Origin of the sequence: Peribacillus simplex (genome assembly GCF_900156045.1) — a bacterium.
Taxonomy (GTDB): Bacteria; Bacillota; Bacilli; order Bacillales; family DSM-1321; genus Peribacillus; species Peribacillus simplex_D.
Genome location: NZ_FTMX01000001.1, coordinates 922257 through 935697 on the forward strand (window position 1 = coordinate 922257; position 13441 = coordinate 935697).

The 13441-nt window shown below is 42.5% G+C and carries 10 protein-coding genes; 9 read left to right on the top strand and 1 reads right to left on the bottom strand.

Features of this window, described 5'->3' with window-relative positions:
- Positions 1–67: 67 nt before the first annotated feature.
- Both spo0A and BW986_RS04395 read left to right on the top strand, forming a co-directional pair.
- Entirely contained in the window at positions 68–859 is a 792-nt protein-coding gene (gene spo0A / locus BW986_RS04390; protein WP_034308269.1) for a sporulation transcription factor Spo0A, read from the top strand.
- A gap of 433 nt (positions 860–1292) precedes the next feature.
- The gene (locus BW986_RS04395; protein WP_076365439.1) at positions 1293–2027 is read left to right on the top strand and encodes a glycerophosphodiester phosphodiesterase; all 735 of its coding nucleotides are present in this window, start codon (positions 1293–1295) and stop codon (positions 2025–2027) included.
- A gap of 42 nt (positions 2028–2069) precedes the next feature.
- Here the strand turns inward: BW986_RS04395 and BW986_RS04400 are convergent, their stop codons facing one another.
- Positions 2070–2306, bottom strand: a complete 237-nt coding sequence (locus tag BW986_RS04400) for a DUF2627 domain-containing protein (RefSeq protein WP_076365441.1) — start codon at positions 2304–2306, stop codon at positions 2070–2072.
- 204 nt (positions 2307–2510) lie between these two features.
- Between BW986_RS04400 and BW986_RS04405 the strand changes: the two genes are divergently transcribed.
- The 7 genes from BW986_RS04405 to BW986_RS04435 all read left to right on the top strand — a co-directional run bounded on the left by BW986_RS04405 (position 2511) and on the right by BW986_RS04435 (position 13440).
- On the top strand, positions 2511–4568 hold the full coding sequence (locus tag BW986_RS04405; protein ID WP_076365443.1) for a sigma-54 interaction domain-containing protein: 2058 nt from the start codon (positions 2511–2513) through the stop codon (positions 4566–4568).
- 368 nt (positions 4569–4936) lie between these two features.
- Positions 4937–6034 carry a branched-chain amino acid dehydrogenase gene (bcd, locus tag BW986_RS04410; RefSeq protein ID WP_076365445.1) on the top strand — a complete coding sequence of 366 codons (1098 nt, stop codon included), beginning with the start codon at positions 4937–4939 and terminating at the stop codon, positions 6032–6034.
- 131 nt (positions 6035–6165) lie between these two features.
- On the top strand, positions 6166–7587 hold the full coding sequence (gene lpdA / locus BW986_RS04415) for a dihydrolipoyl dehydrogenase (protein WP_076365447.1): 1422 nt from the start codon (positions 6166–6168) through the stop codon (positions 7585–7587).
- Between the two features lie 24 nt (positions 7588–7611).
- Positions 7612–8607: a thiamine pyrophosphate-dependent dehydrogenase E1 component subunit alpha gene (locus BW986_RS04420; protein ID WP_076365449.1), complete on the top strand. Its 996-nt coding sequence runs from the start codon at positions 7612–7614 to the stop codon at positions 8605–8607.
- 12 nt (positions 8608–8619) lie between these two features.
- On the top strand, positions 8620–9603 hold the full coding sequence (locus BW986_RS04425) for an alpha-ketoacid dehydrogenase subunit beta (RefSeq protein WP_076365451.1): 984 nt from the start codon (positions 8620–8622) through the stop codon (positions 9601–9603).
- 26 nt (positions 9604–9629) lie between these two features.
- Positions 9630–10922, top strand: a complete 1293-nt coding sequence (locus tag BW986_RS04430; protein ID WP_076365453.1) for a dihydrolipoamide acetyltransferase family protein — start codon at positions 9630–9632, stop codon at positions 10920–10922.
- Between the two features lie 640 nt (positions 10923–11562).
- A complete protein-coding gene (locus BW986_RS04435; RefSeq protein ID WP_076365455.1) occupies positions 11563–13440 on the top strand; it encodes a methylmalonyl-CoA mutase family protein in 1878 nt (625 codons plus the stop codon).
- Position 13441: the final 1 nt, after the last annotated feature.

Consider the following 13441-nt stretch of genomic DNA (forward strand, 5'->3'; position numbering starts at 1 on the left):
GTTCAATTACAATAGAATTTAGTCATATAGAAAAAAAGACCAATTGTAGTTGAGGAGGAAATCAAGCGTGAAAAAAATTAAGGTGTGCGTTGTAGATGATAATAGAGAACTTGTTGGCCTTCTGGAAGAATACATTTCTGCACAGGAAGACATGGAAGTAATTGGGGTGGCACATAACGGTCAAGATTGCCTGGGAATGCTTGAAAGCGTTGATCCGGATATATTGATCCTCGATATTATCATGCCTCATTTAGATGGATTAGGTGTATTAGAAAAACTTCGTGAAGTAAAACGGGGTGCTATGCCTAATGTGATTATGCTTACTGCCTTTGGTCAAGAAGATGTAACGAAAAAAGCTGTTGATTTGGGTGCGTCTTACTTTATCCTGAAACCATTCGATATGGAAAATCTGGCCAATCACATACGTCAGGTAAGCGGTAAAGGGCAGGCGGTTTTAAAAAATCATAGTCAATTTAGCTATCGTCCCCAAAATGAATCCAAGCCGAAGAACCTCGATGCCAGCATCACGAGCATCATTCACGAGATTGGAGTGCCTGCACATATTAAGGGCTATTTGTATTTAAGGGAAGCGATATCAATGGTATATAATGATATTGAACTATTGGGTTCTATCACCAAAGTTTTATATCCGGATATCGCAAAAAAATACAATACTACGGCCAGTCGTGTTGAACGTGCTATCCGGCATGCGATTGAAGTGGCCTGGAGCCGTGGAAATATAGAATCCATATCATCTCTTTTCGGATATACCGTAAGCATGACTAAGGCAAAACCTACAAATTCCGAATTCATTGCCATGGTTGCCGATAAGCTGCGCCTCGAACATAAAGCTTCTTGACAGGGGTAGGGGCAAAACCGGTTGTAAGGAACAATTGACCATATAAAGGCTAGAGCCGCTAAATATAAATAGGAACTCTCCGTCTGGAGGTAAAGGACAGGAAGAAGTTGCTTCTTGATTTTTTCTAATCGGCAACTTCAAATTTTTTATGCCGGTTAAAAAAAATTAAACGCCTTTTATTTATTGGATTTTGAAGGAAATCCCATAAATAAAAGGCGTTTTTGTTTGGTCGAAAAGCCAAATGGCCTTCCCGGATACCCGTTTGCAAATCAAAAGCCTGGAAAAGAAATTGAGTGTTTTGACAAAAGGAACATTCTATGCAGAAAATAATCACCTGCATTTTGATTGAAGGATTGTTCTAGATGAAAATAATTTGCTGTTTCTGTTCATAAAATTGGGATATAACAATTATTGAGAGAGGCGGCGTTTCATCATGACCTTAATCTTTGCGCATCGAGGTTCTGCAGGAACACATCCGGAAAATACGATGTCGGCGTTCAAAGAAGCTGCCCGTGTCGGAGCGGATGGAATTGAAACGGATGTCCAGCTCTCGAAAGATGGAGAAGTGGTCATCATTCACGATGAAAAGCTCGATCGGACCACGAATGCCTCGGGGTATGTAAAAGACCGGACCTTGATGGAGTTGAAAACACTTAATGCTTCCGCAACCCATAAGGGTAAATTGGGAAAAGAAAAGATTCCGACGCTTGAAGAACTATTTATTTGGCTTTACGATAATCAGCTTTTTTGCAATATTGAATTGAAAAATACGCTATTTCTGTATCCAGGCTTGGAAGAGAAAGTCATCCGGCTCATCCGTACTTACGAAATGGAGGAAAGGGTGATCCTTTCTTCCTTCAATCATTATAGTTTGGTCAATTGCCACCAATTGGCACCTGAATTGGAAACAGCACCGCTTTATAGGGATGGTCTATACATGCCGTGGATATATGCCAAGGCAATAGGCGGAAGTGCAATTCACCCAAATATCCGGGCTGCCCCTGATGCGCTAATTCAAGCATCGGTGAGTATGGGTGTTCCTGTACGGCCATATACCATAAATGAAGAAGCCGATATGAAGCGGTTATTCAAACTGGGATGCAGCGGCATCATAACCGATTTTCCCGAGGCAGCCGTACGGATCAGAGAAGGATTGAAATCAAGATAAAGAAAGAAGGTGCCATATGATACATGGCACCTTTAATTACGTTTAAAATTTATTGAACCTGCTTTGGACCTTATTTTGTTTTCGGTCTCGATGAAGGATGAAGCCGGCGATAAAGGCTATTCCGCCAATCGTAATGAGCAGCCCGATTAAGAATTGCAGCCAAAGGAATGGATAGGGAGGCTGTAAAATACCGAACACCATGTCCCTCATTATTTTTATGCCATAGGCAGCAAAGGCACCGGGTATAAAAAGAATCAAAAAAGCGATTAAACGTTTCATGCGGTCAAATCCCTTCCGAAAATTCCGTCTTTAAAAAATGATAAAGGATATAAATTATTTGTCAAGTTTCGGGAATCTAGATAATGACTGGGAGTTGGTGGCTGTTTTTAAAGGGAACAGATATGGTAAAATGGTTCGAGTATGAAAAAAATTGCAGGGAATGATCTATTAAAAGGGATAATTATATTTTAAGGGGGATGGCTCATGCAAAAGGTCATGATAGTAGGTGGAGGAGTGGGAGGGACAACCGTGTTGAAACTCCTATCGGAAAGTGAAGTATTCTCCATTGTTTGTATGGCTGATACGAATGAATCCGCTGAAGGGATGCTTGCTGCAAAGGAGCGAAGGATTCCTACGGTGACTGATTGGAGCATGGGATTGGAGCGGGATTTGGACATCATTTTTGATACGACCGGAGATCCATCTGTCCATAAAAAGATAAAAAGGGACATGGGCGAACAAACGATTCTCATTCCTGGAAGTGTCGCCCTCATTATGACTAAGTTGTTTGAAGAGAAAAATCGTTTAATAAGTAAATTGGAGAATACCTCGGCAAAAATGGACTTGATCCTTAATACGACCAGTGAAGGTATGGTGGTGATTGATCATGAAGGATTCATCATCATGTTCAATGATAGTGCGGAACGTGCATCTGACACAAAGCGCGAAGATGTGATAGGCAGGCATATTAAAGATTTCATCCCTTCAACTGGATTGCTGCGAGTGATGCAAACGAACCAAAAAGAAGTAAATCGGGAAATCACCCTTAGCAATGGGATGGAACTAATAACGACAAGGATACCTCTTGTGAATGCCGATAAAGAAATCATAGGGGCTTTTTCCGTGTTCAGGAATAAAACGGAAGCTGTTCAATTGGCAGAGCAGATCACTGATTTAAAAGAGATACAGACGATGCTCCAGGCGATCATTCAATCCAGTGATGAAGCCATATCCGTTGTGGATGATCAAGGCAGGGGGCTTTTGATCAATCCGGCATATACAAGAATCACCGGCTTAACAAAGACCCAAGTGATCGGTAAGCCGGCTTCCATCGATATTTACGAAGGTGAAAGTATGCATATGAAAGTGCTTCAGACAAAAAAGCCTGTTCGGGGTGTCAATATGCGTGTCGGCCCGAAACATAAGGAAGTGATCGTGAATGTTGCTCCAATCATTGTGGATGGGTGCCTGAAAGGGAGCGTTGGCGTCATTCATGATGTATCGGAAATTCAAGCCTTGACCCACGAACTGAATCGGGCAAGACAGATTATCCGGACATTGCAGGCTAAATATTCTTTTGATGATATAATTGGGGCTTCCGAAGAGATGAAGCTTCCCATTGAACAGGCAAAATTATCTGCAAGAACACCTGCTACTGTCTTATTAAGAGGGGAATCAGGGACTGGCAAAGAGTTATTTGCTCATGCCATACATAATGCGAGCGATAGGAAATTCAATAAATTCGTACGGGTAAATTGTGCGGCCATCTCGGATTCATTACTTGAAAGTGAACTGTTCGGTTATGATGAAGGGGCCTTCACTGGGGCAAGCAGGGGCGGAAAGGTCGGTTTTTTTGAAGAGGCAAATCAAGGGAGTATCTTTTTGGACGAAATTGGTGAATTGCCAGCCAACATCCAAGCAAAATTACTTCGGGTATTACAAGAAAAGGAAATCATCAGAGTGGGGGGGACGAAGCCGATCCCCATCAATGTACGGGTCATAGCCGCTACAAATATCGATCTTGAACAGGCCATCACAAACGGATCATTCAGGGAAGACTTGTATTTCAGGCTGAACCGCATGCCTATTTTCATTGCACCCTTAAGAAAGAGAAAAGAAGATTTGAGAGAATTGGCGGAGCATTTGATTAATAAAATCAATCAGGAGTATGGACGGAGCATAGAGGGAATTACAGCAGCAGCTATACATAAAATGCAAATTTACAATTGGCCGGGTAATGTGAGGGAACTGGAAAATATCTTAGGACGGGCGATCATTTTCATGAAATTGAACGAGACGGTCATTGATATTCATCATATACCGGATTTTATCGAAGAGATTCCATTAAAACAGGAGAAATTAATAATGAAGCCTTCTGGCTACGTATCGGGGAAACCGCTCTCGGAGATAATAGACCAGTATGAAGCCGAAATCATTCAGCAAGCGTTCCTTACCCACAAGGGAAATAAAACACTTACGGCAAAATCGCTGGGGATTTCAGTTAGAAATCTATATTACAAAATGGAAAAACTAAAACTGTGAAAATTCTTGCACGCAAATAATTGCGTACTATGAAAAAAACTGCGCGGAATTTTCTGATTTATTTTAATTTAAGCGAGACTCCACTTCTAACATGAAATTTTTTTGAATTTGTTATAGGCTATAGTTGCCCATCATATTAACCAGCATCTCCTTTATTTGGATATAAAGGCTCGCATAATGTATTTTATTGGCATGTTATTTGCATATTTAAAAATGCATGGATCTTTTCAAGGGAACCATTCCCCATGGGGAAAATATCATGCTAGTAGCGAATTTTATTTAAAATGAACGTAGTAACAAGTAAGAATGAGGAGTAATTCAGTGTCTCATATCTGACATGTATTAAAACATCTAGGGAGGATTCCTTTATGGAAATTTTTAAATATCTTGAGAAATATGATTACGAGCAATTGTTATTCTGTCAGGATAAACAATCGGGTTTGAAAGCGATTATTGCCATTCATGATACGACATTAGGGCCTGCGCTTGGAGGCACTAGGATGTGGACGTATGCATCTGAAGAAGATGCCATTGAAGATGCCTTAAGGCTTTCAAGAGGAATGACATATAAGAACGCAGCTGCCGGCTTGAATTTAGGCGGGGGAAAAACCGTCATCATCGGCGATCCCCGTAAGGATAAAAATGAAGAAATGTTCCGTGCATTCGGAAGGTATATCCAAGGGCTGAATGGGCGTTATATAACAGCGGAAGATGTAGGTACAACGGTTGAGGATATGGACCTCATTCATGAGGAGACGGATTTTGTCACTGGGATTTCCCCTGCATTCGGTTCTTCGGGTAATCCTTCCCCTGTAACTGCTTATGGGGTATATCGCGGTATGAAAGCTGCTGCAAAAGAGGCATTCGGAACTGATTCCTTAGAAGGCAAGGTGGTTGCTGTCCAGGGCGTCGGGAACGTTTCTTATAACTTATGCCGTCACCTTCATGAGGAGGGCGCCAAGCTTATCGTTACGGATATCAATAAAGAAAGCGTGGCCCGTGCGGTTGAATCCTTTGGGGCGACTGCAGTTGATCCTGATGAAATTTATGGAGTCGACTGTGATATCTATGCACCTTGTGCATTAGGGGCTGTCATAAATGATCATACAATCAATCAAATCAAGGCGAAGGTCATTGCAGGTGCGGCCAATAATCAATTAAAGGAACCTGTTCATGGAGATCAAATTCATGAAAAAGGCATTATATATGCTCCAGACTATGTAATTAATGCAGGTGGAGTCATAAACGTGGCGGATGAGCTTTTAGGGTATAATCGGGAAAGAGCCCTTAAGAAAGTGGAAACGGTTTATGATACAATTGAAAGAGTCATCGAGATTGCAAAACGTGATCAAATCCCAACTTATAAAGCAGCGGATAGGATGGCAGAGGAGCGAATTGCTCGCATGAGGAATTCAAGGAGCCAATTCTTGCAAAATGAAAAACATATCTTGAATGGAAGAAAATGAATGTAATTTACAAGATATAGATTCCTGTGTTTTTTTTAATAAACACAGGAATTTTCAACATGGATAACGTAATAAACATATGGCAAGTAAAAATGGTGACAAATAGTATGTATTCGTGAGGAGGAGCGGTTTTGGCTGAAGAATTTGACCTCGTTATCCTCGGAGGAGGAACAGGCGGGTATGTGGCGGCAATAAGGGCTGCTCAATTAGGATTGAAAACGGCTGTCGTGGAGAAAGGCAAGCTCGGCGGAACGTGTCTACATAAAGGGTGTATCCCTTCGAAAGCACTTTTAAGGAGTGCGGAAGTTTATCAGACTGCAGTGAAAAGTGAGGAATTCGGTATTGTTACCGGGGATGTAAAGGTAGACTTCCTTAAGGTGCAGGAAAGAAAGAATAAAGTGGTCGATCAACTCTATAAAGGTGTTCAGCATTTGATGAAACAAGGAAAGATAACGGTTTATGAAGGGTTAGGGCGTATACTTGGTCCTTCCATATTTTCACCGATGCCTGGGACAATTTCCGTGGAAATGAATAATGGCAGTGAAAATGAAATGCTCATTCCTCAGAACGTCATCATTGCCACCGGTTCGCGTCCGAAGACACTGCCCGGTTTAACGATTGATGGAGAATTTGTGCTTACATCGGATGAAGCTCTAAAGCTTGAGAGCCTGCCAAAATCAATGATTATTGTAGGCGGTGGAGTTATCGGCATTGAATGGGCTTCGATGCTCAATGATTTTGGTGTGGAAGTGACAGTAGTTGAATATGCAGATAGAATCATCCCGACTGAGGACCATGATATTTCCAGTGAAATGCTTCGTCTCCTAACGAAAAAAGGCGTCAAATTCGTTACAGGTGCCAAGGTATTGCCTGAAACCCTGAAAACGGATGTTTCAGTTTCCATTTCTGCAGAAGTCAAAGGTTCGGTAGAGGAATTCACAGCTGAAAAAATGCTGGTTTCCGTAGGCAGATCAGCAAATGTTGAAGGGATCGGCCTTGAAAATACGGAAATTGTGAAAGATAAAGGTTTTATTGAAACCAATGACTTCTTCCAAACGAAGGAATCACATATCTATGCAATCGGTGATTGTATTGGCGGTCTGCAATTGGCTCACGTTGCCTCCCATGAAGGTATTACGGCAGTTGAACATATCGCAGGCCAAAAACCGGAACGGCTGGATTATTCGCTCATTTCAAAATGTGTGTATTCAAGCCCTGAAGCTGCAAGTGTCGGGTTGACGGAAGAACAGGCAAACAAGGAAGGTTATGACCTTAAAATTGGGAAATTCCCATTCCGTGCAGTTGGTAAGGCCCTTGTTTTCGGGGAAGCGGATGGCTTTGTCAAAATCATCGCAGATAAGAGAACGGATGATATACTGGGCGTTCATATGATCGGACCACATGTTACGGATATGATTTCAGAAGCGGGACTTGCAAAAGTGCTTGATGCGACACCTTGGGAAATAGGCAAGACAATTCATCCGCACCCAAGTCTATCTGAAGCAATCGGAGAGGCGGCCCTTGCTGTCGATGGACGTGCCATTCATTCATAAAGAATAAGGTCAGGAGGTTTTATGATGGTAGAAAAACGTCATGAACAATTAGGCTTAAATGAGGAAACGGTTTTAGATATGTACCGGACAATGCTTTTGTCCCGCAGAATTGATGAGCGCATGTGGCTTTTAAACCGATCCGGGAAAATTCCCTTCGTGATTTCCTGCCAGGGGCAAGAAGCTGCACAGGTTGGGGCTGCGTTTGCGCTTGATCGGCAAAAGGATTATGTACTGCCTTATTATCGGGATGTCGGTGTAGTGCTTACCTTTGGAATGACCGCAAAAGACTTGATGCTTTCAGGTTTCGCGAAAGAGGAAGATCCCAATTCCGGCGGGCGCCAAATGCCTGGTCATTTTGGTCAAAAGAAAAATAGGATCGTCACTGGTTCATCGCCTGTAACGACACAGGTCCCGCATGCTGTCGGGATTGCCCTTGCAGGGAAGCTGGAAGGTAAGGATTTGGTAACATTCGTAACGTTTGGGGAAGGTTCATCCAATCAGGGCGATTTTCATGAAGGGGCCAACTTTGCAGGTGTGCACAAGCTACCGGTCATTTTCATGTGTGAAAATAATAAATATGCGATTTCAGTTCCTATTGAGAAACAGCTATCTTGTGAAAATGTTTCCGACAGGGCAATTGGCTATGGGATGCCTGGAATAACGGTGGATGGCAATGATCCATTGGAAGTGTATGCAGCGGTGAAAGAAGCGGCTGACCGTGCACGTAGAGGTGAAGGCCCAACTCTTGTAGAAACCGTTTCATACAGGCTCACACCTCATTCAAGTGATGATGATGACCGAAGCTACCGGACTGCGGACGAAGTGGCCGAAGCCAAAACGAAGGATTCCATAATGACATTTGGAGCGTATTTAAAAGAAGCGGGAATCATGGATGATGACCTTGAGAAACAAATGAATGATGAAGTCATGAAGATAGTAAACGAAGCAACCGATTATGCTGAGAATGCTCCATATCCGAAGGCTGAAAGTGCTATGAATCATGTGTATGCACAAAAGTAAGGGGGTAATAGAATGCCAGTGATTTCTTATATAGATGCCGTGACAATGGCAATGAGGGAAGAGATGGAACGTGATTCCCGTGTATTCGTATTGGGAGAGGATGTAGGAAAAAAAGGTGGGGTCTTTAAAGCCACTAATGGTTTATACGACCAATTCGGTGAAGCCAGGGTCATCGATACCCCGCTCGCTGAATCTGCAATTGCAGGAGTGGGAATTGGAGCCGCCATGTATGGACTTCGGCCGATAGCTGAGATGCAATTTGCTGATTTCATCATGCCTGCCATTAACCAAATCGTTTCAGAGGCAGCCAAAATTAGATACCGTTCTAATAACGACTGGAGCTGTCCTATGGTTATCCGTGCTCCGTATGGAGGAGGAATCCATGGAGCACTTTATCATTCACAATCGGTTGAAGCAATCTTTGCCAATCAGCCGGGCTTGAAAATTGTAATGCCTTCCACTCCTTATGATGTAAAGGGTTTGCTTAAAGCTGCCATTCGCGACGAAGACCCAGTGCTTTTCTTTGAACATAAACGCGCATACCGCTTGATCAAGGGTGAGGTCCCGACTGAAGATTATGTACTTCCCATCGGTAAGGCGGAAGTGAAAAGGGAAGGGGAAGACATTACTGTCATCACCTATGGCCTTTGTGTGCATTTTGCCCTTCAGGCAGCAGAAAAATTAGCTGCAGATGGAATTTCTGCACATGTTCTTGACTTGCGTACGGTCTACCCTTTAGATAAGGATGCTATCATAGAAGCAGCTTCTAAAACGGGGAAAGTATTGCTGGTTACGGAAGATAATAAAGAAGGAAGCATCATGAGTGAGGTCGCAGCCATCATTGCCGAGCATTGCCTTTTTGATTTGGATGCCCCTGTAAAACGTTTGGCCGGACCTGATGTACCTGCCATGCCATATGCGCCTACGATGGAAAAGCAATTTATGGTGAACCCTGATAAAGTGGAAAAAGCAATGAGGGAATTGGCCGAGTATTAATGACTGTTAAGAAGGAGGAAAGAATTATGGCTATGGAATTAATGAAGATGCCTCAACTAGGCGAAAGTGTCACAGAGGGAACCATCAGTAAATGGCTTGTGAAGCCTGGGGATCATGTCACGAAATACGACCCGCTAGCTGAAGTGATGACGGATAAAGTAAATGCTGAGGTTCCTTCTTCCTTCACCGGCATCATCAAGGAATTGAAGGCGGATGAGAATCAAACGTTGGCAGTCGGGGAAGTCATTTGCTCGATTGAAGTTGAAGCGGCAAAGAAGGATAACGAAAATGCGGGGCAAGTTTCTCATAGTGAGGAAAATGTTAATGTTAATGCACCTGTTACAAGAGATGTGCAGCAAGCGTCGGCCGAACCATCAAGGAAAGCTCGCTATTCGCCAGCTGTGTTAAAACTTTCCCAGGAGCATGGAATCGATCTTACAAAAGTTAAAGGAACGGGGAATGAGGGACGGATCACCCGTAAAGATTTACTGAAACTTGTTGAATCAGGGAATCTTCCTAAGGCGGATGAGCCTGCCGCAATATCCGAAACGGCTCCTGAAGAGACCGCCACTCAAGTTATTCGTCGAACCAATCCAGTACCTAACGTGCCTACTGCGGCTGGTGACAAGGAAATACCTGTTACCGGCATCCGTAAGGCAATTGCGTCCAATATGTTGAAAAGTAAGCACGACATTCCGCATGCTTGGACGATGGTGGAAGTTGACGCAAGCAATATGGTGAAGTTGCGTGATAATCTTAAATCCGACTTTAAACAAAAAGAAGGCTATAATTTAACGTACTTTGCCTTTTTCGTAAAAGCGGTTGCTCAAGCCCTTACGGAATTTCCAGAGCTCAATTCGATGTGGGCAGGCGAAAAAATCATACAAAAAAAAGAAATCAATATATCAATAGCCGTTGCAACAGAAGATGCCTTATTTGTACCGGTCATTAAAAATGCAGATGAAAAATCAATCAAAGGTATAGCAAGGGAGATACAGGAACTCGCATCCAAAGTGAAGGCGGGTAAATTAAAAGCAGAGGATATGCAAGGTGGTACGTTCACTGTTAATAACACTGGCTCATTCGGTTCTGTCCAGTCCATGGGAATCATCAATCATCCACAGGCGGCCATTTTACAAGTTGAAACGATTGTAAAACGTCCAGTGGTCATAAATGACATGATTGCCGTACGAGATATGGTGAATCTCTGTTTATCACTTGATCATCGTGTTTTGGACGGACTGGTATGTGGACGATTCCTTGCAAGGGTTAAAGAAATCATCGAAAAGATTTCCAAAGATAACACTTCCATATACTAAAATGAAGAAAAGGAAGGCCGGAAGGTCATTCCTTCAGAATGTAGGCAAACTAGATGAAAATCGAGTTTGCCTACATTTTTTTTTGATTGGTACAATTTGCACGATGGTTGGAACTCCAGGCACTCGATTTTCCGGGTGGGTCCGCCCTCGGCGCTCTTTGGCGCCTGTGTGGTATCTCCTTGGATGCACTATACCCGCTGAAGTCTCGCACACCCATTCCAATCACCTTTTTTAAAAAAAAATTTGATAGAAACCATAACTATGGTGAAGAAGGTGGTTCTTGAATCATCACTGCTATGCCGAAGTCGATTGCCAAAGTTTAGACCCTGTCCTTTCTCTTTTCTGTAGAAAAACATCGACAAAAATTTTATTTTTGCTATTATTTTATTAAGAGCTGTTCTAATACAGATCAGGGGCTGTACGAGATTTAAAAAAAGCGAAATAGGCTAGTGGTTTCCCAAATAACAGATTTACTAATTTCTATTGTCTTAAATTTCAAGAAAATTATGGTAGAATGTTAGTATAATCCAGATTAAATTGACGGGAGGGTGGTTTTCTTATCCAAAACTGACTGAGCGTTCGTTCTTCAAAAGAAAGGACAGGGCGTATGAGGCGGCAGAAGATAAGAAAGCGATTACAGATGGAACTAAAAGATGTAAAAAACATAACCTTTCCGAAGCCTTCTTTTGAAGAGTGGAAAGAAGCTGCGGAAGCAAGTTTAAAAGGGAAAAGTGTAGAAAAATTAAAAACGAATACATATGAGGGCATCACTTTATATCCGCTCTATACAGAAAAGGCGGATTCACCGGAAAAAGTAGCTGAATTACCAGGATTTTACCCTTTCACCCGAGGAACGTCCCCAACGGGATATCATGAAAAACCTTGGCTTGTCGTTCAACCTGTAAGCGGTATCACAGCCGAAGAAGCAAATGAAAAGATGAAGGCTTCATTCAAACGTGGTCAAAATGTCGTGGCATACCCTGCACGATTGCTTGCCGAGGGCGCAAGGGCAGAAAAATTGTTTAAGGATATCCCATTAAAAGAAATCCCGGTTTTCATTGACCTTAAGGGGAAACAAAAAGGATTATTCCCTCAATTCAAAGCTGTTGCCGAAGCTCAAAATACCCAATTGACAGGCGTTATTGCTGAAGATCCCATTGCAGAATGGCTCATTTGCGGTCAGCTGCCAGAAGATACGGATAACTATTTTGCAGACTGGCTGAAGAAGATCCAAGATTATCAGAATGTAGGCAGGGATTTAAAAACAATTTTGATTAATACGGCAGTCTACCATAATGGGGGAGCTAATGCCGTACAAGAAATAGCTTACGGATTATCGGCTGCCGTCCAATATCTATTGGAGGGTGAAAAACAAGGGCTTTCCATTGCCTCGGTTTCCGAAAAAATAGTATTCTCTTTTGCTTTGGATTCAAATTACTTCATGTCCATCGCTAAACTGCGGGCTGCCAGAAGGCTTTGGGCAGGACTTGCAGAAGCTTTCGATACGGCATCGGATCATTTTAAAATGGCGATACATGCTGTTACTTCCGAGTTGACAGAAACGCTTTATGATCAGCATGTCAATATTCTTCGGACCACAAATCAAGCTTTCGCTGCAGCTATTGGAGGCATTCAATATCTTCAAATTCATCCATTCACACACGCAACTGGTGAAACCGATGATTTTTCAGAAAGGATTGCCCGTAACACACACTTGATTTTAAAAGAAGAAACAAATATCACAACAGTGGTCGATCCTGCTGGCGGTTCATGGTATGTTGAGCAACTAACGGATGAATTGGCTGAAAAGGCTTGGGCGAAATTCCTTGAAATCGATGCAGCTGGAGGGATTCTTGAGCTAATTAAACAAGGCACCCTTCAGAAAGAAATAGCTGAAGTTTACCTAGGAAGAGTTCAAAATGCGGCTTGCAGAAAAGAAAGTATCATCGGAACGAATGTATATCCGAATCCCGCTGATAAGATTAAAACCCCGACACGGAATAACCATGTGTCATATATGAAAGTCGAGAAGCCGGTCGGCATTACCCCACTTGACTTGGATCGGGTATCCATTCAGTTCGAACAGATAAGAATACGCAGTGAAAAGTATAAAGAAATAAGTGGAACCGCTCCAACTATCGGTTTGATTAATTTGAAAAATCTCAAATCCTATAAACCTCGTGCAGATTTCGTTAAAAGTCTTGCCGCAGCAGGTGGTATTGAAACAATCGGCAGTAAGGGGTGTCAAACCGTTGAGGAAGCAGTCGATTATGTAGCTGCGACCAAGCTCCCTATCTATTGTGTTTGCGGCAGTGATGCTGACTACTCGGAATTAGCGCCAGTCACCATTAAAGAAATTAAAAAGCAATTCCCTGAAATCACTATTTATTGTGCCGGCAAGCAAAAAGAAGAATTGGAGATTACACTAAGTGAAGCAGGAGTCAAGGATTTTATCCATGTTAAAACGAATGCAATATCCATTTTATCGGAATTGTTGCAGAAACTAGGGGTGAACTGAA